The organism is Brachybacterium nesterenkovii, assembly GCF_900163655.1.
Lineage (GTDB): Bacteria > Actinomycetota > Actinomycetes > Actinomycetales > Dermabacteraceae > Brachybacterium > Brachybacterium nesterenkovii.
In genome coordinates this window covers 1-22512 of sequence record NZ_FWFG01000099.1, presented here as the reverse complement: position 1 = coordinate 22512, position 22512 = coordinate 1, and the positions used below count along the sequence as shown (strand labels likewise).

The window sequence follows — 22512 nt, the reverse complement described above, 5'->3', positions numbered from 1 at the left end:
CTGAGTAGGGACAATGGTGCCGTCGACCGTGCCGTGGCCCCGGACGCGCGCGGGCCCTCAGGTCGAGGATCGCGGACGCGGGTGCACAGTCGCGCTCAAGCGTACCAGGCCCACGGAGGCGTGGCGAGGGGCGCGCGACCTCAGTGCGCGGCGTCGAGCCAGGTGCGGCCCGTCCCGACGCCCACCTCGAGCGGGACCGAGAGCTCGTAGGCCGAGCCCATCCCCTCGACGATGAGAGAGGTCACGGCCTCCCGCTCCCCCGGGGCGATCTCGACCACGAGCTCGTCGTGCACCTGCAGCAGCACCCGGGAGGCGAGAGAGGCCTCCCGCAGCGCGGCGTCGACGCGCAGCATCGCGAGCTTGATGATGTCCGCGGCGCTGCCCTGGATCGGGGAGTTCAGCGCCACGCGCTCGGCGTTCTCGCGGCGCTGCCGGTTGTCGCTCGTGAGGTCGGGCAGGTAGCGGCGCCGGCCGAGGATCGTCTCGGTGTACCCGGTCTCGCGGGCGGTCTCGACGCTCGCGCGCAGGTAGTCGCGCACTCCGCCGAAGCGCTCGAAATAGCCGTCCCGCAGCGCGGTGGCCTCCTTCTGGGAGATGTGGAGCTGGCGCGCCAGCCCGAAGGCGGACAGGCCGTAGGCGAGGCCGTAGCTCACGGCCTTGGTCTTGGAGCGCATCGCGGGGTCCACGTCCTCGGGGGCCACGTCGAACACGCGGGAGGCGACGTAGCGGTGCAGGTCCTCCCCCGAGCGGAAGGCCTCGATGAGGCCCTCGTCCCCGGAGAGATGGGCCATGATCCGCATCTCGATCTGCGAGTAGTCGGCCGTGAGCAGCGTCTCGAAGCCCGCGGAGGCGTGGAACGCGGAGCGGATGCGGCGCCCCTCCTCCGTCCGGGCCGGGATGTTCTGCAGGTTCGGGCCGATCGACGAGAGCCGTCCGGTCGCCGCCACGTTCTGCTGGAAGGAGGTGTGGATGCGCCCGGCGGGCGAGATCGAACGGCGCAGCGTCTCGATGATCTGGCGCATCTTCGTGACGTCCCGGTGGGCCAGGAGGTCCGCGAGGAACGGGTGCCCGGTCTGCGCGAAGAGGTCCTCGAGGGCCTCCGCGTTGGTCGTGTAGCCGGTCTTGGTGCGACGCGTCTTGGGCATCCCCAGGCGCTCGAAGAGCACCTCCTGGAGCTGCTTCGGGGAGCCGAGGTTGATCGGATCGCCGCCGATGTGCGAGAAGGCGGACTGCGCGACGGCCTCCTGCTGGCGCGCGTGCTGCTCGTCGAGGTCCGCCAGGACGCCGTCGTCCACGGCGACGCCGACGGCCTCCATGCGTCCCAGCACATCGGCCAGCGGCAGCTCGAGATCGTCCAGGAGCGGCTCGACCGCGTGGGAGACGAGGTCGGCCCGCAGCAGCGGCTCGAGGCGGCGCACGGCATCGGCGCGCCGGCCCAGCTGCTCGGCGCGGGCGTCGTCCTGGGTGCCCTCGAGGTCCAGGGACTGCTGCGCGGCGGCCGTCGAGGACGCGAGATCCTCCTGCAGGTGGCGCAGCGCCAGGCCGGGCAGGTCGGTGGGCCGCTGATCGGGGCGGCACAGGAACTCGGCGATCGCGAGGTCCATGGCCCAGCCGGCGACCTGCAGCCCCCTCGCACGCAGCCGATGCGCGCTCGCCTTCGTGTCGTAGGCCGTCTTGGGCACGGCGGGATCGGCGAGCCAGGCGGCCAGCGCCCGCTCCGCCGCATCGTCGAGCTCCGCGACGTCGACGACCGCGATGACGTCGGCGGTGGCCAGGGCGATCGCCGAGGCGTCGCCCTCGCCGAGCTCCCACGACCCCTCGACCTCGAGGGCGGCGCCGGCGGCGAGCTCATCGGACAGCAGCGTGGCCAGGCGCTCGGCGTCCGGGCGCACGAGCTCCGCCATGACCTCCGCGGCGCGCTCCTCGGCGGCGTCCTGTTGGGCCGCATCGTCGGCCAGGAGGAGATCGGGCACGTCGCGACGGATCGTCGGGCCGAAGGCGAGGTCGTCGAACACGCCCGCGAGGGCGGCGCGGTCCCCCCGGCCCAGCGCATAGCGCGACGGATCGGTCGGCAGGTCGAGATCGCGCACGGCCTCGTTCATCCGCCGGTTGCGCTCGACGTCCGCCACGTGATCGCGCAGGCTCTGCCCGGCCTTGCCCGTGATCTCGTCGGCATGCGCGAGGATGCCCGCGAGCCCGCCGTGGGCCGCGATCCACTTCGCGGCGGTCTTGGGCCCGACGCCCGGCACGCCCGGGAGGTTGTCGGCACTCTCGCCGACGAGAGCCGCGAGGTCCGGATACAGCTCCGGTGCCACCTGGTACTTCTCCTCGACCGCCGCCGGATCCATGCGTCGCAGCTCGGTGACCCCCTTGACGGGCTGCAGGAGGGTGACGGACTCCCCCACCAGCTGGATCGCGTCCCGGTCGCTCGAGACGATCAGCACCTCGCCCCCCGCGGCGGCCGTGCGGGTCGCCAGGGTCGCGATGATGTCGTCGGCCTCGTAGTCCTCGACGGTCAGCCACGTGATGCCCATCGCGTCCAGCACCTGCTGGATCAGGGCGATCTGCCCGTGGAACTGCTCGGGGGTCTCGTCGCGCCCCGCCTTGTACTGGTCGTAGATGCGGTCGCGGAAGGTGCCGCCGGGGAGGTCGAAGGCGACCGCCACGTGGGTGGGCCGCTCCGACTGCACCACGTTGATCATCATGCGGGCGAAGCCGTACACCGCGTTGGTGGACTGGCCGCGGCCGTCGGTGAAGGAGTCGGCCGGGAGGGCGAAGAAGGCGCGGAAGGCCATCGCGTGGCCGTCGACGAGGAGCAGGCGCATGTCCTGCCCGGGAACGCTGGGGGCGGCGGCGTCGGTCATGGCGACAGTGTCCCACGGGCATCCGACCGACGAGGAGCCGCGGACGGGCTCCGGCATCGGCGCGACGCGTCCGCTCCGCGCGCCAGGCTGTGCGACAGTGGGCCCATGACCTCGACGCCTGATCCCGAGACCCCCGCTGACAGCCCGGCGGAGGCATCGGCCCCGCCGCCGCACCCCTTCCAGGAGCTGCTGCGCGGGACGCTCTGCGAGCGGATGGGCATGCGCGTCCTCGAGCTCTCCGCCGCGGGCGGGGTCATGACGATGCCCGTCGAGGGCAACACCCAGCCCGCGGGGCTCCTCCACGGCGGCGCCTCAATCGCCCTGGCCGAGTCGATCGCGTCCTTCGCGGGCGTCGTGCACGCACGGGAGATCCACGGGGAGCGCGCCCAGGCCGTCGGCACGACCGTGTCGGCCGTCCACCACCGCTCGGCGCGCGCGGGCACCGTCACGGCGACGTGCGAGACGCTGCACCGGGGGCGGACCGTCGCCACCTACGCGGTGGCGGTCACCGACGACACCGGCGCCCTGCTGTGCAGCTCGACGGTCTCGACCATGCTGCTGCCGCCGCGGGACTCCTGACACCGAGGCACCGCACGGAGCGCGAGGACGCGGCGCCGCGACGGCCGACGTCCCTGTCCGGCCGGGTGATCGGCTCGCCCGTCCGCTCAGCTCGACAGATCGATCGTCGAATCGCTGGGTGCGCCCATCTGCCCGGCGTCGTCGTACGGGACGTCGGTGAGGTCGATCGTCACGGGATCCTGGTCGTCGCCCAGCTCGATGGGCCCGCTGCGCCCCACGTAGCGGATCTGCGCGCCCGCCGCGAGCTGACGCAGCCCCGTGGCGTGGTCGGCGACCTCCTCCCCGTCGGTCAGCAGCGAGGGCAGGGCGGCCGCGATCTGCGACCCTTCGGTGGAGCGCGCGGCCTGCGCCGCGAGCGCGATCAGCACCACGGCGTCATAGGCGGCACCGGCGAACTCGAAGCCCGAGGTCGCCAGCGAGGTGTCGACGTTGAGCATCGTGTTGACGAGCTCATCGGGGGCCGGGATGCCCGGGCGGCAGCCGGTGGCGTGCTTGAGCGACTCGGGGGGCACCTGCTCGCCCCAGGAGCGGGTGTTGTAGTAGGTGGTGCGCAGGGGGATGTCGAACATCGGGCGCCCGTCGGGGCCCAGGCTCTTCGTGGCGATCGCGGTGACGATCTGGGGCGTCTCGTCGCCCGCGTCGATCACGACGAGAGCGGGCGGCGCCGCCATGAGCGCGTCGACGGGAGCGCCGACGTCCGGGGCGCCCTCCGGGAAGAGTGTGCGGATGAGGTGACCGCCCTGGGGCTCGAGCCGCAGCCGCAGCTCCTCGGCCAGGCTCGCGCTGCCCATCGTGTCGCGCCCGAAGAACGCCAGCGTGCCCGCGGCCAGCGGCGGCTGCGCGTTCCAGGCCGCGTCCGAGAAGACCTTGGTGAGGCAGGCGTCGGTGGGCGAGATGCGCATGAGCATGCCCTCGGTCTCGACCTCGTCGGCGCGCAGGTCCCTCGCGGTCGAGTTCACCGACACCACGGCGATGCCGGCGTCGACGAAGGCCGGGACCGCGGCGATCAGGGAGTCGTCGCTGCAGCTCGTGATGATGGCCGTCGCGCCCTGGTCCCGCAGGGCGGCGATGGCGGGGGCGATGTCCGCGCCCGGGGCGTCGACCACCACGCGCTCCAGCAGGGTCACGTCGCGGCCGAACACGCCGCCGGCGATGTTCACGTCCGTGCGCGCCTCGCCGATCGCGAGCATGATGTGCTTCTCGAACGTCGAGAACAGTCCGCTGGAGACGCCGATCGAGCCGATGACCAGCGTCTCGTCGGGATCCTCCGGCGCCGGGGTCGTGGACGGCTCGGTCGGGTCGGTGCCGCGCCCGCGCCGTCCCGTCGTGCAGGAGGCGAGCGGGACGGCGGCGCCCAGCAGGGCCGCCGAGCGCAGGATCGAGCGCCGTGCGACCGTCATCTGCGTCCCCCTCCGCCCCCGCGAAGCGTCCGTCAGTCCTGGCCCGAGGAGCCGAGCTGCTCGACGACGGCGTCGGCGACCTCCCGCATGGTCAGGCGGCGGTCCATCGACGTCTTCTGGATCCAGCGGAACGCCTCCGGCTCCGTGAGCCCCATGTTCGACTGCAGCAGGCCCTTGGCGCGGTCCACGCGCTTGCGGGTCTCGAAGCGGTCGCCGAGGTCGGCGATCTTCTGCTCGAGCTGCGTGATCTGCGCGTGGCGCGACATCGCGATCTCCACCGCGGGGAGCAGGTCCGCGGGGGTGAAGGGCTTGACGACGTACGCCATCGCCCCGGCGTCGCGGGCGCGCTCGACGAGCTCGGTCTGGGAGAAGGCGGTCAGCATGACGACGGGCGCGAGGGACTCCTGGCCGATCTTCTCCGCCGCGGTGACGCCGTCCACCTGGGGCATCTTCACGTCGAGGATGACGACATCGGGGCGCAGCTCGCGGGTCTTCTCGATGGCGCTCTGCCCGTCGCCCACGGCGGCGAGCACCTCGAAGCCGGCATCCGTGAGGGTCTCGACGATATCCATCCGGATGAGGCTCTCGTCCTCGGCGACCACCGCCGTGCGGTGACGCCCCGGCGCGGCCGCCGGCGTCTGCTCGTCGGTCTCGGCGGCGGTATCGAACATCTCGTCAGTCATGGCACCTCGGAAGCCTGCGGGTGGGTGCGCTCCGGGCGTGCGGGAGCCCGTTCGCAATGGTCAGCACCCGCTATCCTAGTCCAGCCGTCCGGCATCGCGCCGGACAGGGCCGGGTTGGCGGAATGGCAGACGCGGCGCACTCAAAATGCGCTGTCCTCAGGGCGTGCGGGTTCGAGTCCCGCACCCGGCACCGGCAGGGCACGACGAGAGGGGCGCCCCCGCGGATGGATCCGCGGGGGCGCCCCTCTCGCATCGCGGTCGCGCCTCCGTAGCGGCGCGACCGCGAGCCGTCAGCTCGCGAGCCGTCAGTTCTCGAGCCGTCAGTTCTCCTGGGCCTGCGCGATCCGGTCGGCCTCGATGCGGGCCGACTCGGCGCCGTCGAGGTCGCCGATGCGGTGCACGCGCAGCGTATTGGTCGAGCCGTGGACCCCGGGGGGCGAGCCGGCCGCGATGACGACGAGGTCGCCGGGCTGCAGCCCCTTGTTCTCGCGCAGGAGCTCGTCGACGACGCGGACCATCTCGTCGGTGTCCTTCTGCATGGGCACGAGCAGCGACTCGATGCCCCAGGACAGCGCGAGCTGGTTGGCGACCTGGGCGTACGGCGTGATCGCGAGCAGGGGGATCGTCGGGCGCAGGCGCGAGAGGCGGCGCGCGGTGTCGCCGGACTCGGTGAACGTCACGAGGTACTGCGCCGAGAGCTGGTCGCCGATCTCCCAGGCCGCGCGGGTGATCGCCCCGCCGCGGGTGTGGGGGATGGTGCCGAGGCTCGCGATGCGGTCGGCGCCGTGCTCCTCGGTGGTGGAGATGATGCGCGCCATCGTGCGCACGGCCTCGAACGGGAACTTGCCCACGCTCGTCTCGCCCGAGAGCATCACCGCGTCGGCGCCGTCGAGGATCGCGTTGGCGCAGTCGGAGGCCTCGGCGCGGGTCGGGCGCGGGTTCTCGATCATCGACTCGAGCACCTGGGTGGCGACGATGACGGGCTTGGCGTTGCGGCGGGCCAGCTCGATCGCGCGCTTCTGGACGATCGGGACCTGCTCGAGGGGCAGCTCGACGCCCAGGTCGCCGCGGGCGACCATGATGCCGTCGAAGGCGCCGACGATCTGGCGCAGGGCGCGGACCGCCTGCGGCTTCTCGATCTTGGCGATGACGGGGAGGCGCACACCCTCCTCGTCCATGATCTTGAGCACGTCGTCCATGTCGTGCGCGTCGCGCACGAAGGAGAGGGCGATGAGATCCGCGCCCAGGCGCAGGCCCCAGCGCAAGTCGTCGATGTCCTTCTCGCTCATCGCGGGGACGGACACCGCGACGCCCGGGAGGTTGATGCCCTTGTGGTTGGAGACGGGACCGGGGACCTCCACGACGGTGGTCACGTCGGTGTCGCTGACCTCGGTCACGCGCACGGACACCTTGCCGTCGTCGATGAGGAGGACGTCGCCGGGGCGGCAGTCGCCCGGGAGGCCCTTGAAGGTCGTGGAGACGCGCTCGCGGGTCCCCTCGATGTCGTCGGTCGTGATGGTGAAGACGTCCCCGACCTCGAGCTTATAGGGGCCGTCGGCGAAGTTGCCCAAGCGGATCTTGGGGCCCTGCAGGTCGACCAGCACGCCCACGCTGCGGCCGAGGTCCTCGGCCGCCCGACGGATGTTGCTGTAGACCTCTTCGTGGTCGTCATGGGTGCCGTGGCTCAGGTTCATCCGGGCGACGTTCATCCCGGACTCGATGAGGGTCCGGATCTGCTCATAGGAGCTCGTGGCCGGGCCGAGGGTGCAGACGATCTTGGCTTTGCGCATGTCCATCCATCTATCGATATCGGTGTCTGACGCAAGCCTACCGCGATGGCAGGAGCGGTCCAGGGGTCCGCCGGTCCCGATCGACGGAGCCGATCGGGACCGCGCCCCGGGTGCGGGCTAAACGGTTCAGACGGTGATGGCCGAGGTCCCCGGGACCACCGGCGAGGGCAGGATCGTGGTGCCCGTCAGGTGCCGGTCCACCGCGGCGGCCGCCGCGCGCCCCTCGGCGATGGCCCACACGATGAGGGACTGGCCGCGGGCGCAGTCCCCGGCGACGAACACGCCGTCGATGTCCGTGGACCAGTCCGCGGCGTGGGCGATCGTGCCGCGCGCGTCCAGCGGCGCGGTCTCCTCGGCCCCCGCGAAGCCCATCGCGATGAGCACGAGCTGCGCGGGCAGCACCCGCTCGGTGCCGGGCTCCGGGACGCGCCGTCCGTCGACGAACTGCGTGCGGGCCACGCGGATGCCCGCCACGGCGCCGTCGGCATCGACCTCGAAGCCCGTGGTCGAGGCGAGGAACGAGCGCTCGCCCCCCTCCTCGTGGGAGCCGGCCACCTCCAGCAGGATCGGGTGCGTGGGCCACGGATGCGCCTCATCGCGCTCCTCGGGAGGCTGCACGCCGATCGCGAGCGTCGTGACGGAGCGGGCTCCCTGGCGCAGGGCGGTCCCGAGGCAGTCCGCGCCGGTGTCGCCGCCGCCGATGATGATGACGTCCAGGCCCTCGGCGCTGATGAGCTCCTCGGGCGGGATCTCGTCCCCCTCGACGCGGCGGTTGGCCTGGGCGAGGTAGCGCATCGCCGGATGGATGCCGGAGGCCTCGCGCCCGGGCACGGGCAGGTCGCGCGCGACGGGCGCCCCCGTCGCGAGCACCACGGCGTCGACGCGCCCGCGCAGCTCGGACAGGGTGATCTCCCCCGGCGCGCTCGGCGCGGTGCGGTCGGGCAGCACGCGCACGCCGGTGCGGAAGCGCGTGCCCTCGGCCTCCATCTGCTCCAGGCGCCGCTCCAGGTGGCGCTTCTCGAGCTTGAACTCGGGGATGCCGTAGCGCAGCAGCCCGCCGATGCGGTCGTCGCGCTCGAGCACCACGACCGTGTGCCCGGCGCGGGTGAGCTGCTGGGCGGCCGCGAGCCCGGCGGGTCCCGAGCCGACCACGGCGACGCTCGACCCGGTCTGGCGCTCGGGCACCTGGGGCGCGAGCCAGCCCTCGTCGAAGGCGCGCTCGACGATGGACACCTCGATGTTCTTGATCGTCACGGGCGGCTGGTTGATGCCCAGGACGCAGCTGGACTCGCAGGGGGCGGGGCACGCGCGCCCGGTGAACTCGGGGAAGTTGTTGGTCGCGTGCAGCCGCTCGGAGGCCTCTCGCCAGTCCTCGCGGTAGACGAGCTCGTTCCACTCCGGGATCAGGTTGCCCAGCGGGCAGCCCTGGTGGCAGAACGGGATGCCGCAGTCCATGCAGCGCCCGGCCTGGCGGGAGACGACGCCTAGCTTCCCCTTCTCGCGCACCTCGTAGACCTCGCGCCAGTCCAGGAGGCGGACGGGGACGGGGCGGCGGGGCGGGAGCTCGCGCTCGCGATGCTTCAGGAATCCGCGCGGATCAGCCATGGGTGCCCTCCAGGATCGTGTTCCACACCTCGTGGGAATCGGGGTCAATGCCGCGCGCGAGCGCGTCCTCGCGGATCGCCATCACCCGCAGGAACATCCGCGGGGCGATCTCGGTGATGCGGGCGACGAGGTCCTCCTCGTCCGCGAGCAGCTCGCGGGCGCTGTCCGAGCCGGTGCGCCGCGCGTGCTCCCGCACCGCCTCGAGCACGAAGTCGCGGTGCTCGGCGGTCAGCGGCGAGATCTCGAAGGTCTCCGCATCGGCCGGGTTCAGGCGCTCGCGGTCCAGGTCGAGGACGAACAGCGTGCCCCCGCTCATGCCGGCGCCGAGGTTGCGCCCGGTCGGGCCCAGCACGATCACGGCGCCGCCGGTCATGTACTCGGCGCCGTGGTCCCCGATGCCCTCGACCACGAGGGTCGCACCGGAGTTGCGGACGCCGAAGCGCTCCCCCGCGCGCCCGGCCAGCAGGAGCCGCCCGCTCGTGGCGCCGTAGCCGCAGGTGTTGCCCGCGATGGTCGCCGAGTCGCGGGAAGCGGCGGTGCCGCTGCCGTGGCCGACCGCGATGATCCCGCCGGACAGGCCCTTGCCCACGTAGTCGTTGGCATCGCCCACGAGCTCGATCGTGACGCCCGCGGGGAGGAAGGCGCCGAGCGACTGTCCCGCCACACCGGTGAGCTCGAGGCGGATCGTGTCCTCGGCCAGCCCCTCGCCGCGATGGCGGCGGGTGACCTCGTGGCCCAGCAGCGTCCCGACGGTCCGCTGCACGTTGCGGATGCGGTCGCGGATCACGACGCTCTCGCCGCGCTCGAGGGCCATCTCCACCTGCGGGATCCAGGCCTGGTCCGCGGCCTGCTCGAGGCCGTGGTCCTGCGCGCGGGACATGCGCGGGTGGTCGCCGGCCATGATCTCCGGCTGGGCGAGGATCGGCTCGAGGTCGAGGCCCTCCTGCTTCCATCGCCTGCGCGCCTCGTCGACGTCGAGCAGGTCGACCCGGCCGACGGCCTCGTCGAGGGAGCGCAGGCCCAGGGCGGCGAGGTGCTCGCGGACCTGCTCGGCGATGAACTCGAAGAAGGTGACGACGAACTCGGGGGTGCCGGTGTAGCGCTCGCGCAGCTCGGGATTCTGGGTCGCCACGCCCACGGGGCACGTGTCGAGGTGGCACACGCGCATCATGATGCAACCGGAGACCACGAGCGGCGCGGTCGCGAAGCCGAACTCCTCGGCCCCCAGGAGCGCCGCGATGACGACGTCGCGCCCGGTCTTCAGCTGCCCGTCGACCTGGACCCGGATGCGGTCGCGCAGGCCGTTGAGCAGCAGGGTCTGCTGGGTCTCGGCGAGCCCGAGCTCCCAGGGGATGCCCGCGTGCTTGAGGGAGTTCAGCGGGCTCGCGCCCGTGCCCCCGTCATGGCCCGAGACGAGCACGACATCGGCATGCGCCTTCGACACGCCCGCGGCCACCGTCCCCACGCCGAAGCGGGAGACGAGCTTGACGTGGATGCGCGCGGCGGGGTTGGCGCACTTGGCGTCGTGGATCAGCTGGGCCAGATCCTCGATCGAGTAGATGTCATGGTGGGGCGGCGGAGAGATGAGGCCGATGCCGGGCGTCGAGTGCCGGGTGCGCGCGACCCAGGGGTAGACCTTTTGCCCCGGGAGCTGGCCGCCCTCCCCGGGCTTGGCGCCCTGGGCCATCTTGATCTGGATGTCCCGGGCGAAAGCGAGGTACTCCGCCGTCACGCCGAAGCGGCCCGAGGCGATCTGCTTGATCGCGCTGGAGCGCTCGGGGTCGTGCAGGCGCTCGGGGTCCTCGCCGCCCTCGCCGCTGTTGGACATGCCGCCCAGGCGGTTCATCGCGATCGCGAGCGTCTCGTGGGCCTCGCGGGAGATCGAGCCGTAGCTCATCGCGCCGGTCATGAAGCGCGTGACGATGCTGGAGACGGGCTCGACCTCGTCGATCGGCACCGCCGGCTGCTCCCCCGTGCGCAGCCGCAGCAGGCCGCGCAGGGTGCACAGGCGCTCGGACTGCTCGTCGACGCGGTCGGTGTAGCGGCGGAATTCGTCGAACTGCCGGCTGCGGGTGGAGTGCTGGAGGCGGAAGACGGTTTCGGGATCGAACAGGTGGGGCTCGCCCTCCCGGCGCCACTGGTACTCGCCGCCCACCGCGAGCCGCCGATGCGGGTTGGCGCGCCCGTCGACCGGGTAGGCGGCCGCGTGGCGGTCCGCGTTCTCCCGGGCGATCACCTCGAGGTCTACGCCCTCGATCTGGCTCGTCGTGCCGGGGAAGAACTCGTCGATGAGGGCGCGGGAGAGCCCCACCGCCTCGAAGAGCTGCGAGCCGCGGTAGGAGGACACGGTGGACACGCCCATCTTGGACATGATCTTCAGGACGCCCTTGCCCAGGCTCACGAGCAGGTTCTCCACGGCGGTGGCCGCGTCGACGCCGCCGACCACGCCGCGCTCCACGAGCTCCTCCGCGGTCTCCATCGCCAGGTAGGGGTTGACGGCGCTCGCGCCGTAGCCGATGAGGAGGGCCACGTGGTGGACCTCGCGGACGTCTCCGGCCTCCACCAGCAGGGCCGCCCGGGTGCGCCGTCCCGTGCGGATCAGGTGGTGCTGGACGGCGCTCGTGAGCAGCAGCGAGGGGATCGGGGCGAGGGTCGGGTTCGAGTCGCGGTCGGAGAGCACCAGGAACGTCGCGCCGTCGTCGATCGCGGCGACGGCCTCGTCGCAGATCTCCGCGAGGCGGGTGCGGAGGGCGTCCGCACCCCCGGCCACCGGATACAGGCCGCGCAGGCGCACCGTGTGCAGATCCGCGGTCCGCGGGTTCGCGGCGACGTTGGCGATGCGGGCGAGCTGGTCGTTGTCGATCACGGGGAACGGGATCCGCAGCTGCCGGGCGTGCTCGGGGGTCGCATCCAGCACGTTCAGGGACTGGCCGATGGACAGCGACAGGCTCGTGACCATCGCCTCGCGGATCGAGTCCAGGGGCGGATTGGTGACCTGCGCGAACATCTGGGTGAAGTAGTCGAACAGCAGGCGCGGACGGTCAGAGAGGACGGCCACCGGGGTGTCGGTGCCCATCGCGCCGATCGGCTCGGCGCCCTTGGCTGCCATGGGGGCGATGAGGATGCGCAGCTCCTCCTCGGTGTACCCGAAGGTCTGCTGGCGCCGCACCACCGAGGCGCGGGAGTGGGCGATGTGCTCGCGCTCGGGCAGGTCGGCGAGGTCGACCGTCTGCTCGGCGATCCAGCGCCGCCAGGGGCGCAGCGTCTTCAGCTCGTCCTTGATCTCGGCGTCCTCGACGATGCGGCCCGCGGCCGTGTCGACGAGGAAGATGTCGCCGGGAGCGACGCGGCCCTTGCGCACGATGCGCTCGGGGGCGATCGGCAGCAGGCCCGCCTCGGATCCGAGCACGACGAGGCCCTCGTCGTCGATCCAGTAGCGCAGGGGGCGCAGCCCGTTGCGGTCGAGCGCGGCGCCGACCTGGGTGCCGTCGGAGAACACGAGGGCGGCCGGGCCGTCCCACGGCTCCTGGAGCATCGCGTGGTACTGGTAGAAGGCCCGCAGGTCCTCGTCCATCGCGGGATCGTTCTCCCACGGCTCGGGCACGAGCATGCGGATCGCGTGCGGGAGCGAGCGGCCCGCCAGGTGCAGCAGCTCGAGCACCTCGTCGAGGCTCGCCGAGTCGGAGGCGCCGGGCGTGTTCACGGGCAGCAGGCGCGCGAGGTCGTCGCCGAAGGCGTCGCTCGCCAGGCGCGCCTCGGCGGCGCGCATGCGGTTGACGTTGCCGATCACCGTGTTGATCTCGCCGTTGTGGGCGAGGGTGCGGAAGGGATGGGCGAGAGGCCACGCCGGGAAGGTGTTGGTGGAGAAGCGGGAGTGGACGACCGCGAGCGCCGACGCGAAGCGCTCGTCGCGCAGATCGGGGAAGAACGTCCCGAGCTGGGAGGTCGTGAGCATCCCCTTGTAGACCATCGTGCGCGTGGACAGCGACGGGAAGTACGCGCCGGTCTGGTGCTCGGCGCGGCGGCGCAGCGCGAACGCGGCGCGCTCGAGCTCCAGCCCGGTGCGCTCGGCCGCGGCGTCGGCGACGAACAGCTGGGAGAAGAACGGCTGCGTGGCGTGGGCCGAGGGCCCGACCAGGCCGTCGACGACGGGCACCTCGCGCCAGCCGAGCACCGCGAGGCCCTCGGCACTCGCGATCGTCTCGATCGCGGCGACGGCCGCGATCCGCTCGGCCTCCTCGCGCGGGAGGAACGCGATGCCCGCGGCGTACGCCCCGACGACCGGCAGCTCGGCCGGCGCGACGGCGCGGAGGAAGGCATCGGGCAGCTGGGTCAGGATCCCGGCGCCGTCACCGGTCGACTCCTCCGCGCCGACGGCGCCGCGGTGGTCCAGGTTCTCGAGCGCCGTGAGGGCCGCCTCGACGATGTCGTGGCCGGCGCGCCCGCGCATGGTCGCGACCATGGCCACGCCGCAGGCGTCCTTCTCGTGCTCGGGGCGGTAGAGGCCGGACGCGGCGGGGATCGCGGAGAACCGCGAGGACAGCGGGATCATGGGCACCCTCTTGAAGACCGGACGACGTGGTGGGCGCACGCCGCCGGTCCACCGCGGGACACCGTGTCGGATCGAGGGTGAGGTGCAGGGCGTGGCACCGAGGTGCACAGTACGCCCGACGTCCGCTCATCAGGATATTGGCGTCCACGATGAGAGACGTTGCAGGTCAGCGCGATTCAGTCTCCTGAGACGGACAGCTCAGTGCCGACGCCGCCGTCGGCGAGGTCGGCCCGATGGGCCTCCCCTCCCCGCCGGGCGCGCCGCCTGCTGAGGATCACGAGCATGACGATCGCGAGCAGGAAGCTCACGAGCGCGACCCAGAAGTGCACGCGCATCCCCAGCACGATCTCGGCGGGCTCGGTGCGCATCGTCTCCATGAGCATGCGACCCGGGGTGTACAGCGCCACGTACAGCCAGAACACCCGGCCGCCGCCGAGGCGGAAGCGGCGCTCGAGCGCGAGCAGCACGAGGCACCCCGTCAGGTTCCACAGGCCCTCGTAGAGGAAGGTCGGCTGGTAGACGCCGGGCACGCAGCCGGAGATCTCGACGCCGTTGGTGACGCACGGGATGTGCAGGCCCCAGGGCAGGTCGGTGGGCCCGCCGTAGAGCTCCTGGTTGAACCAGTTGCCCAGGCGGCCGATCGCCTGGGCGACCATGAGCGTCGGCGCGATGGTGTCCGCGAGGACGGCGAACGGGATCCCGCGACGCCGCGCGACGATCCAGGCGCCGAGCGCGCCGCCGATCACGCCGCCCCAGATGCCGAGCCCGCCCTCCCAGATGTACAGCGCGGAGATCGGGCTGCCGCCGGGTCCCCAGTAGGCGTCCGGATTGGCGGTGACGTGGTAGATGCGGGCGCCGATGATCCCGAGGATCACCGCCAGGAACACGACGTCGAAGATGTCGTCCCCGTTCCCTCCGCGCCGGACCCAGCGCCGGGTGGCCCAGGCCGTCGCGATCCCAATGCCCGTGAGGATGCAGATCGCGTAGAAGTGGATCGTCAGCGGCCCCAGGTGGAGCGCGGAGACGGGCGGGCTCGGGATGACGGCGGAGATCACGGGCGCGGGCTCCTGTCGCTGTCGATGCCGCCGCGCAGCTCCTGGGCCACGGCCGCGAGCGCCCCGCGCGCCGCGGCCGGGTCCTCCGCGCCGGCCAGCGCCCGCACGAAGGCGGAGCCCACGATGACGCCGTCCGCATAGCCGGCGACCTCGGCGGCCTGCGCGCCGGTGGAGACGCCGAGGCCGACGCAGACGTACGGGGCCCCGGCCTCGCGGGTCCGAGCCACGAGGCCCTCGGCCGCGGAGCTCACCGAGGTGCGGGTGCCGGTGACGCCCATCGTGCTGGCGGCGTAGACGAAGCCCGTGCTCGCGGCGGCCACGTGCTCGAGGCGATCGCGCGGCGAGCTCGGCGCCACGAGGAAGATGCGGTCCACGCCGTGCTCGTCCGAGGCCGCGATCCAGTCCGCGGCCTCGTCGGGCACGAGATCCGGCGTGATGAGCCCGGCACCGCCCGCGGCGGCGAGGTCGCGGGCGAACGCGTCCGTGCCGTAGGCGAGGATCGGGTTCCAGTACGACATGACGAGGATCGCGGCGCCGCGACCGGCCAGGCGCTCGACCGCGGTGATCACGTCGCGGTTGCGGGTGCCGCCGGCCAGGGCCGCCGTCGCGGAGGCCTGGATCACGGGGCCGTCCATGACGGGGTCCGAGTAGGGCAGGCCCAGCTCGATCATGTCGGCGCCGTGGTCGATGAGGGTCTCGGCGGCCGCGATCGAGCCCTCGAGCGTCGGGAACCCGACGGGGAGGTAGCCGATGAGGGCGGCGCGCCCCTGGGCGCGGCAGTCCTCCAGGACGTCGGCGGCTCGTCGTCGCGCGCTCATGCTGTCTCCTCCGTCGTGGCGGTCGCCCGGTCCTCGAGCGTCGTGCGGGCCAGGGCGCGCAGCGCCGCGAGGTCGCCGCGCGCCGCGCCCTCCCCCGTCTCGGCACCGTCCTCCCCGAGCAGTCCGAACCAGTCGGAGGCAGTGTGCACGTCCTTGTCCCCGCGCCCGGAGAGGCACACGACGATCACGGCGCCCTCGCCGAGCTCCCGGCCGAGGGCGAGGGCCCCGGCCAGGGCGTGGGAGGACTCGATCGCGGGCGTGATGCCCTCGGTCATCGACAGCAGCGCGAAGGCGTCCATCGCCTCGGTGTCGGAGATGCCGCGGTACTCGGCGCGGCCGATGCTCGCGAGCCACGAGTGCTCGGGGCCGACGCCCGGGTAGTCGAGGCCGGCGGAGATCGAATGGGACTCGATCGTCTGCCCGTCGGCGTCCTGCAGCAGGTAGCTGCGGGCCCCGTGCAGCACCCCGGGCGTGCCCTTCGAGATCGTCGCGGCGTGGCGCTCGGTGTCCATGCCGTCGCCGGCGGCCTCGCAGCCGAGGATCCGCACGTCCGGGTCGTCGAGGAAGGCGTGGAACATGCCGATCGCGTTGGACCCGCCGCCGACGCAGGCGACGACGGCGTCGGGCAGGCGGCCGATGCGCTCGAGGGTCTGGGCGCGGGCCTCCTCCCCGATGACGGCCTGGAAGTCGCGCACGAGGGTGGGGAACGGGTGGGGTCCGGCGGCGGTGCCGAAGATGTAGTTGGAGGTCTCGACGTTGGTGACCCAGTCGCGGAACGCCTCGTTGATGGCGTCCTTGAGGGTCCGCGAGCCATGGGTGACGGGGACGACCTCGGCGCCCAGCAGGCGCATGCGGGCGACGTTGAGGGCCTGGCGGCGCGTGTCCTCCTCCCCCATGTAGATCGTGCAGTCCAGGCCCAGCAGCGCGGCGGCGGTGGCGGTCGCCACGCCGTGCTGACCGGCGCCCGTCTCGGCGATCACGCGCTTCTTGCCCATCCGGACCGTCAGCAGCGCCTGGCCCAGCACGTTGTTGATCTTGTGGCTTCCGGTGTGGTTCAGGTCCTCGCGCTTGAGCAGGATCCGGGCGCCGCCGGCGAGGCGGGAGAAGCGCGGGACCTCGGACAGCAGGGACGGGCGGCCGGAGTACTCGCGGGCCAGGCGCTCGATCTCCTCGGTGAACTCGGGGTCCACGGCGGCCTTCGCGTAGATCTCGGAGACCTCTTGCAGGGCGGGGATCAGCGCCTCGGGGAGGAACTGCCCGCCGAACTCCCCGAAGTAGGGTCCGCTCGCGTCGCGCAGGCGCGCGGAGCTGGGCTGGCCGCCGGGGCTCGACGGCCGCTCGGGGCTCGCCCCGGCGGGGATCGTGGATCCGGGATCGCTCATCGGGTCTCTCCTGTCGCGGGGGCGGGCCGGCCGCGGCGCGGGACGGCGGTGAAGGCGGCGACGGAGGCCGCGGGGTCGGCGCCGGTCACGAGGGCCTCGCCGACCAGCACGGCATCGGCCCCCGCCGCGGCGTAGCGGCGGACGTCCTCGACGGAGGCGACCGCGGACTCCGCGACGGCGAGCCGGTCGAAGGGGATCCGCGGCAGCAGGGCCGCGGCGCGCTCGAGATCGACGTCGAGGGTGCGCAGGTCGCGCGCGTTGACGCCGATGATCCCAGCGTCCAGCGCCAGCGCCCGCTCGATCTCCTCGGCGGCGTGGGTCTCGACGAGGGCCTGCATGCCGAGGCCGACGACGGCATCGTGCAGGTCGCGCAGCTGCGCGTCGTCGAGCGCGGCGACGATGAGCAGGACGAGGTCGGCGCCGTGGGCCCGGGCCTCGAGCACCTGGTGCTCCTCGACCACGAAGTCCTTGCGCAGCACGGGGACGTCCACGCGGGCGCGCACGGCGTCGAGATCGGCCAGGGAGCCGTGGAAGCGGCGCCGCTCGGTCAGGACGCTGATCGCGCCGGCCCCGGCATCGGCGTAGACGGCGGCCAAGGCGGCGGGGTCGGGGATCTCCCCCAGGCGGCCCTTCGAGGGGCTCGCGCGCTTGACCTCGGCGATGAGGCCGATGCGCGTCCCGTCGCCCCGCAGCGAGGCGCGGGCGTCGAGGGCGGGAGGCGCCGCGGCGGCGGCGCGCGCGACCTCGGCGTCGGCGATGGTGCGGCGGCGCTCGGCGAGGTCCTCCCGGACCCCGGCGATGATGTCGTCGAGGACGGTGCCGGTGGGCGTCACAGTGCTTCTCCTGAGGGGGTGATGGGTCGGCGGCGGGCCCGGGACGGCCCGGGTGCTCAGACGACCGGCGGCGGGGCCAGGAACCAGAGCGCGGGGAGGTTGCGCAGGATCCCGAACAGCACGACGAGGCCGACGCACAGCGCCAGGACGAGCGGGCTGGGCAGCCAGTTGCGCTCGTCGGCGCGGGGCACGGCGCGCCATCGCCGCGCGAACCAGCGGCCCCACGCGAGCGCCGCGAAGGGCACCAGGGCGACGAGCAGCACGTTGCAGCGCAGGGCCAGGGCGACGTCCCCGGCCAGGAGCGCGTGGACGGCGCGGGTCATCCCGCAGCCGGGGCACTGCAGGCCGGTGAGGGCGTGCAGCAGGCACAGCGGCACGTTATCGGTGAAGGGGTCGAACACCAGCTGGGCGACGCCGACGCCCGTGATCGCGAGCGCGGCGAGCCCCGCCGGCGCGGCGATCCGGCGCAGGCGCCCGGTCTCCGCGCGGACGGGAGCCGGGGAGACGACGGGGGCGGCGACCGGAGGGGTCACTGCGCGACGGCCTCCCGGTCGCGACGCTTCTGCCCCATGCCGAGCGCGCGCAGGACGACGCTGAGCAGGATGGTCGCGACGATGGCGGCACCGCCCACGATCATCAGCATCGTGTGCATGAGGACGAGACCGATCGCCGCGACGATCGAGCCGATGACCACGCCGACGGTCATCACCCAGGCGGCGACGGTCTGGCCGTGGTTGCTCGGCGGGGCGGGCGGAACGGTGTACGTCTTGGGCATCGGGACTCTCCGGGGGCGGGACGAGGAAGAACGGTGCCATTGTGCCACGTGGGCGCGGCGCTCAGCGGCGAGGACCGGCGGTCGGATCCTCTCCGCGCGACAGCGCGTCCCACAGGGCCGCGGGGTCCTCGGACGCCGGCGGCACGGGCGCCGTCGCCACGGCTCCCTCGTCCGCGACGGAGCCCTGCACGGCGGACGCACCGCCCGCGGGCGCCGTCCCCTCCCGCGCGTAGCGGGTGCTCCCGACCCAGGTGCGTCCGGCGACCAGCACCATCGCACCGAGCAGCGCCAGCCCCGCGCAGGGCAGCAGCGCGAGCAGCGGCCACAGCGTCCCGCTCAGCTCGGCCTCGGCGCCCGAGACCCCGGTGGCCTCGGCGATCGCGCTGCGGGCATGGCCCTCGGGATCCGTCCGCACCGCGAGCGCACCGAGCGCCGCGGCGATCCCGGCCGCCACCAGCAGCGGGCCGCTGACGAAGCGCACGGCCCGCGAGGAGATCGCGACGACCGCGGAGGCCGCGAGCGCCACGAGCGCCGCGGCGACGACCAGGGGGGCGGCCTCGGCTCCGCTGACGTCGACGGCCGTCGTCCCGCCCACGAGGTCGGAGACCCGGGCGTGCATCCACGGCGCCCGTGTGAGGAGCAGCAGGGCACCCGCGAGCACGAGACCGGCGAGCACGGCGGAGCGCCGGGTGAGGCGGGGCCGGGACCGAGCGCCGCGCTCCCCCGGTCCTCTCGCCGCGTCCTCCCCCGGCGCGGCGTCGACGGCGCCGCTCACGGGCGCGGCTCCTCCGGGATCCCGGTCGCGGTCGGGAGCTCGCCGCCGTCGAAGCAGGTGCGGGTGCCGCGGTGGCAGGCGGCGCCGATCTGCTCCACGCGCACCAGCAGGGCGTCCCCGTCGCAGTCGAGCGCGACCGAGCGCACGTGCTGGACGTGCCCGCTCGTGTCCCCCTTGCGCCACAGCTCGGAGCGCGACCGGGACCAGAAGGTCACGCGGCCGGTGGTGAGGGTGCGGCGCAGCGCTTCGTCGTCCATCCAGCCGAGCATCAGCACGGCGTCGGTCTCGTCGTCCTGGATGATCGCGGCGACGAGGCCCTGCGCGTCGTGCTTGAGGCGCGCGGCGATCACGGGGTCGAGGGCGGTCGTGCCCGCCGTGCCCGCTCCGGGCGCCCCCGCTCCGGTCACAGCGCCCGCCCGAGCTCGTCGGCGCGGTCGGTGCGCTCCCAGGTGAAGTCGGGTAGCTCGCGTCCGAAGTGGCCGTGCACGGCGGTCTGCCCGTAGATCGGCCGCAGCAGGTCGAGCTGGTCGATGATCGCGGCGGGCCGCAGGTCGAACACCTTCGTGATGGCCGCGATCAGCTCGTGATCGGGCCGGGTGCCGGTGCCGAAGGTCTCGACGTACAGGCCCACGGGCTCGGCGCGCCCGATCGCGTAGGCCACCTGCACCTCGCAGCGCTCGGCGAGCCCGGCGGCCACGACGTTCTTGGCGACCCAGCGCATCGCGTAAGCGCCCGAGCGGTCCACCTTGGACGGATCCTTGCCGCTGAAGGCGCCGCCTCCGTGGCGGGCCATGCCGCCGTAGGTGTCGACGATGATCTTGCGCCCGGTCAGCCCGGCGTCCCCCTTGGGGCCGCCGATCACGAAGCGCCCCGTGGGGTTCACGTGGACGGTCACATCGGAGACGTCGAGCCCCATCGCGCCCAGGTCCTCGAGGACGGGGGCGACGACGACCTGCTCGATCCCGGGGGTGAGCTGGGCGGCGATATCGACCTCCTCGGCGTGCTGGGAGGAGACGACGATCGTGTCGACGCTGCGGGCCACGCCGTCGTCGTCGTAGCCGATGGTCACCTGGGTCTTGCCGTCGGGACGCAGGTAGGGCAGGACGCCGTCGCGCCGCGCGCGCGAGAGGTGCGCCGAGAGGCGGTGCGCGGCGTGGATGGGCAGGGGCATCAGCTCGGGGGTGTCCGTGCACGCGTAGCCGAACATGAGCCCCTGGTCGCCGGCGCCGAGCCGGTCGTACAGCGCGTCGGTCCCGGAGCGACCGGTCCCCGCGGCGCGGTGCTCGGACGAGGAGTCGACGCCCAGGGCGATGTCGGCGCTCTGGCTGCCGATCGACACCTCGATGCCGCACGAGTCCGCGTCGAAGCCCTTGGCGGAGGAGTCGTAGCCGATCTCGCGGATGGTGTCGCGCACGATCCGCGCGACGTCGCTGTAGCCGGAGGTCCGCACCTCCCCCGCGACGTGGACGAGCCCGGTGGTCACCATCGTCTCGACGGCCACGCGCGCGCCGGGGTCCTGGCGCAGCATGTCGTCGAGGATCGCGTCCGAGATCTGATCGCAGATCTTGTCGGGGTGCCCTTCGGTGACGGACTCCGAGGTAAACAGGCGCAGCGCGGCAGAAGAGCTCATGCGTCCCAGGGTACGGGGGCGAGCCTGCGCACGACCTCATCGAGCACCGTGTGGGAGACCACGGTCTTGTCCCCCGCGGCCTCGGCGACGATCTCCCCCGCCGCGTCGAGGATCCGCACGGCGTTGTCGGCGGCGCCGAACACCCCGGTGCTCACGTCGTTGAGCACGAGCAGGTCGGCGCCCTTGGAGCGCGCTTTGGCGCGGGCGTGCTCGAGGGGGCTCGTGGAGGCGTCGCCCGTCTCGGCGGCGAAGCCCACGATCAGGCCCGTCCCGGCGCCCGGGTCCGCGTCGCGCAGGGCGGTGCGGTCGGAGACGAGGGTCCGCAGGATGTCCTGCGTGCGGACGAGCTCGAGCGCGGGCGCGCCGTCGTCGCCGCTCTTCTTGATCTTGGCCTCGGCGCGCGAGGCGGGCGTGAAGTCGGCGACCGCGGCGGCCATGATCAGCAGGTCGGGGGCCGCGGCGGCGGCCTCGTGCACGGCGGCGGCGAGCTGGGCGGCCGACTCGACGTCGATGCGGCGGGCCCCGGGCGGCGTCTCGAGGTCCACGTTCGCCGCGATCAGCGTGACGTCCGCACCGCGCGCGGCGGCCGCATGCGCGAGGGCGACCCCCTGGCGTCCGGAGGAGCGGTTGGCGAGGAAGCGCACGGGGTCGATCGCCTCGCGCGTGCCGCCGGCGGTGACGACGACGCGACGGCCGACGAGGTCGCGCAGCACAGCGCCGTCCTCGACGCGGGGGGCGGTGAGCGCCGCCCGGGCGGCGTCGAGGATCGCCGCGGGCTCGGGCAGGCGGCCGGGTCCGGAATCGGGTCCGGTGAGGCGGCCGCTCGCGGGCTCCAGGACGGTGATCCCGCGGTCGCGCAGCGCGGCGACGTTCTCGACGGTGGCGGGGTGCTGCCACATCTCGGTGTGCATCGCCGGGGCGATGACCACCGGGCAGCGTGCCATGAGCGCGCTCGCCGTCAGCATGTCGTCGGCGCGGCCCATGCGGAGGCGGGCCAGGAGATCGGCGGTGGCGGGGACGATGACGAGGAGATCGGCCTCCTGGCCGTGCCGCACGTGGGCGACCTCGTCGACGTCCTCGAACACGCTGGTGAGGACCCGGTGGTGGCTCAGCGCCTCCCAGGTGGCCCGCCCGACGAACTCGAGGGAGGCTGGAGTCGGCACCACGCGCACCTCGGCCCCGGACGCGACGAGGCCGCGCACGATGTGCGCGGCCTTGTACGCGGCGATGCCGCCGCCGATGCCGACGAGGACTCGAGCTCCCTGCAGGGGCGCCGCGGCGTCGCTCATGACGGTGTCGGAGAGCCCGGAGGCCTCAGAAGGTGAAGTCCGTCAGCGGGACGTCCACCGCGGGGGCGTCGTCACCGAGCTGGAGCGGCGCGGGGCCGGTCTCCTCGGCGGGGGCGGCGGCCTCCTCCTCGGTGATCTCGCGGGCCTCGAGCAGGCGGGCGTCGATCTCGCGCAGCGCGATCGACAGGGCCTTCTCCTGGTTGTCGACGTCCACGAGGGGGCCGATGTGCTCGAGCAGGCCGTCGCCCTGGAGCTGGGCGTAGTAGGCGTTGATCTGACGCGCGCGCTTGGCCGCGTACAGGACGAGGGCGTACTTCGAGTCGACGGTCTCGAGGAGATCGTCGATCGGCGGGTTCGTGATGCCCTCGGGCTGGGCGACGGTTCCGGACACGGGTGTCCCTTCCGGTAGACGGTGGCGTGCGACTGTTCAGGATACGCCCCGCGGGCGCGGGGCACGAGGGGCGTATCCTGAACAGTCGCAC

Annotated in this window: 18 protein-coding genes and 1 tRNA gene; 2 read left to right on the top strand and 17 right to left on the bottom strand. The window is 73.3% G+C overall.

Going from position 1 to position 22512, the window contains the following annotated elements:
* Positions 1-140: 140 nt before the first annotated feature.
* Positions 141-2864 (bottom strand): DNA polymerase I, encoded by a 2724-nt coding sequence (gene polA, locus FM110_RS11160; RefSeq protein WP_234992323.1) that lies wholly within the window; start codon positions 2862-2864, stop codon positions 141-143.
* Between the two features lie 105 nt (positions 2865-2969).
* Between polA and FM110_RS11155 the strand changes: the two genes are divergently transcribed.
* Positions 2970-3443: a PaaI family thioesterase gene (locus FM110_RS11155; protein WP_087104835.1), complete on the top strand. Its 474-nt coding sequence runs from the start codon at positions 2970-2972 to the stop codon at positions 3441-3443.
* A gap of 86 nt (positions 3444-3529) precedes the next feature.
* Here FM110_RS11155 and FM110_RS11150 read toward each other — a convergent pair whose 3' ends face one another.
* Both FM110_RS11150 and FM110_RS11145 read right to left on the bottom strand, forming a co-directional pair.
* Positions 3530-4843 (bottom strand): ABC transporter substrate-binding protein, encoded by a 1314-nt coding sequence (locus tag FM110_RS11150; protein WP_087104834.1) that lies wholly within the window; start codon positions 4841-4843, stop codon positions 3530-3532.
* A 32-nt stretch (positions 4844-4875) separates the two neighbouring features.
* Positions 4876-5514, bottom strand: a complete 639-nt coding sequence (locus FM110_RS11145) for an ANTAR domain-containing response regulator (protein WP_234992383.1) — start codon at positions 5512-5514, stop codon at positions 4876-4878.
* Between the two features lie 120 nt (positions 5515-5634).
* Between FM110_RS11145 and FM110_RS11140 the strand changes: the two genes are divergently transcribed.
* Positions 5635-5716 (top strand) — tRNA-Leu (locus FM110_RS11140).
* Positions 5717-5846: 130 nt separating this feature from the next.
* On the opposite strand, the gene pyk is transcribed toward FM110_RS11140, so the two are convergent.
* The 14 genes from pyk to rpoZ all read right to left on the bottom strand — a co-directional run bounded on the left by pyk (position 5847) and on the right by rpoZ (position 22421).
* Entirely contained in the window at positions 5847-7316 is a 1470-nt protein-coding gene (pyk, locus tag FM110_RS11135) for a pyruvate kinase (protein WP_087104903.1), read from the bottom strand.
* Positions 7317-7442: 126 nt separating this feature from the next.
* On the bottom strand, positions 7443-8921 hold the full coding sequence (locus tag FM110_RS11130) for a glutamate synthase subunit beta (RefSeq protein WP_087104832.1): 1479 nt from the start codon (positions 8919-8921) through the stop codon (positions 7443-7445).
* Positions 8914-13473, bottom strand: a complete 4560-nt coding sequence (gene gltB, locus FM110_RS11125; RefSeq protein WP_087104831.1) for a glutamate synthase large subunit — start codon at positions 13471-13473, stop codon at positions 8914-8916. Before gltB ends, FM110_RS11130 begins: the two co-directional genes overlap by 8 nt.
* A gap of 176 nt (positions 13474-13649) precedes the next feature.
* Positions 13650-14528 (bottom strand): prolipoprotein diacylglyceryl transferase, encoded by an 879-nt coding sequence (gene lgt, locus FM110_RS11120; protein WP_087104830.1) that lies wholly within the window; start codon positions 14526-14528, stop codon positions 13650-13652.
* On the bottom strand, positions 14525-15346 hold the full coding sequence (gene trpA, locus FM110_RS11115) for a tryptophan synthase subunit alpha (protein ID WP_087104829.1): 822 nt from the start codon (positions 15344-15346) through the stop codon (positions 14525-14527). The genes lgt and trpA overlap by 4 nt, the downstream gene beginning before the upstream one ends.
* The gene (gene trpB, locus FM110_RS11110) at positions 15343-16728 is read right to left on the bottom strand and encodes a tryptophan synthase subunit beta (protein WP_087104828.1); all 1386 of its coding nucleotides are present in this window, start codon (positions 16726-16728) and stop codon (positions 15343-15345) included. The genes trpA and trpB overlap by 4 nt, the downstream gene beginning before the upstream one ends.
* Positions 16725-17561: an indole-3-glycerol phosphate synthase TrpC gene (gene trpC, locus FM110_RS11105; protein WP_087104827.1), complete on the bottom strand. Its 837-nt coding sequence runs from the start codon at positions 17559-17561 to the stop codon at positions 16725-16727. The genes trpB and trpC overlap by 4 nt, the downstream gene beginning before the upstream one ends.
* Before the next feature lie 56 nt (positions 17562-17617).
* Entirely contained in the window at positions 17618-18094 is a 477-nt protein-coding gene (locus FM110_RS14660) for a DUF2752 domain-containing protein (protein ID WP_159458064.1), read from the bottom strand.
* Complete coding sequence (locus FM110_RS14155; RefSeq protein ID WP_159458063.1) at positions 18091-18336, bottom strand: HGxxPAAW family protein; 246 nt, start codon at positions 18334-18336, stop codon at positions 18091-18093. Before FM110_RS14155 ends, FM110_RS14660 begins: the two co-directional genes overlap by 4 nt.
* A gap of 61 nt (positions 18337-18397) precedes the next feature.
* On the bottom strand, positions 18398-19111 hold the full coding sequence (locus tag FM110_RS11095; protein WP_159458062.1) for a Trp biosynthesis-associated membrane protein: 714 nt from the start codon (positions 19109-19111) through the stop codon (positions 18398-18400).
* Entirely contained in the window at positions 19108-19518 is a 411-nt protein-coding gene (hisI, locus tag FM110_RS11090) for a phosphoribosyl-AMP cyclohydrolase (RefSeq protein ID WP_087104824.1), read from the bottom strand. The genes FM110_RS11095 and hisI overlap by 4 nt, the downstream gene beginning before the upstream one ends.
* Complete coding sequence (metK, locus tag FM110_RS11085) at positions 19515-20741, bottom strand: methionine adenosyltransferase (protein ID WP_087104823.1); 1227 nt, start codon at positions 20739-20741, stop codon at positions 19515-19517. The genes hisI and metK overlap by 4 nt, the downstream gene beginning before the upstream one ends.
* Positions 20738-22030: a bifunctional phosphopantothenoylcysteine decarboxylase/phosphopantothenate--cysteine ligase CoaBC gene (gene coaBC, locus FM110_RS11080; RefSeq protein ID WP_087104822.1), complete on the bottom strand. Its 1293-nt coding sequence runs from the start codon at positions 22028-22030 to the stop codon at positions 20738-20740. Before coaBC ends, metK begins: the two co-directional genes overlap by 4 nt.
* A 25-nt stretch (positions 22031-22055) precedes the next feature.
* Positions 22056-22421 (bottom strand): DNA-directed RNA polymerase subunit omega, encoded by a 366-nt coding sequence (gene rpoZ / locus FM110_RS11075; RefSeq protein WP_087104821.1) that lies wholly within the window; start codon positions 22419-22421, stop codon positions 22056-22058.
* Between the last annotated feature and the right edge of the window lie 91 nt (positions 22422-22512).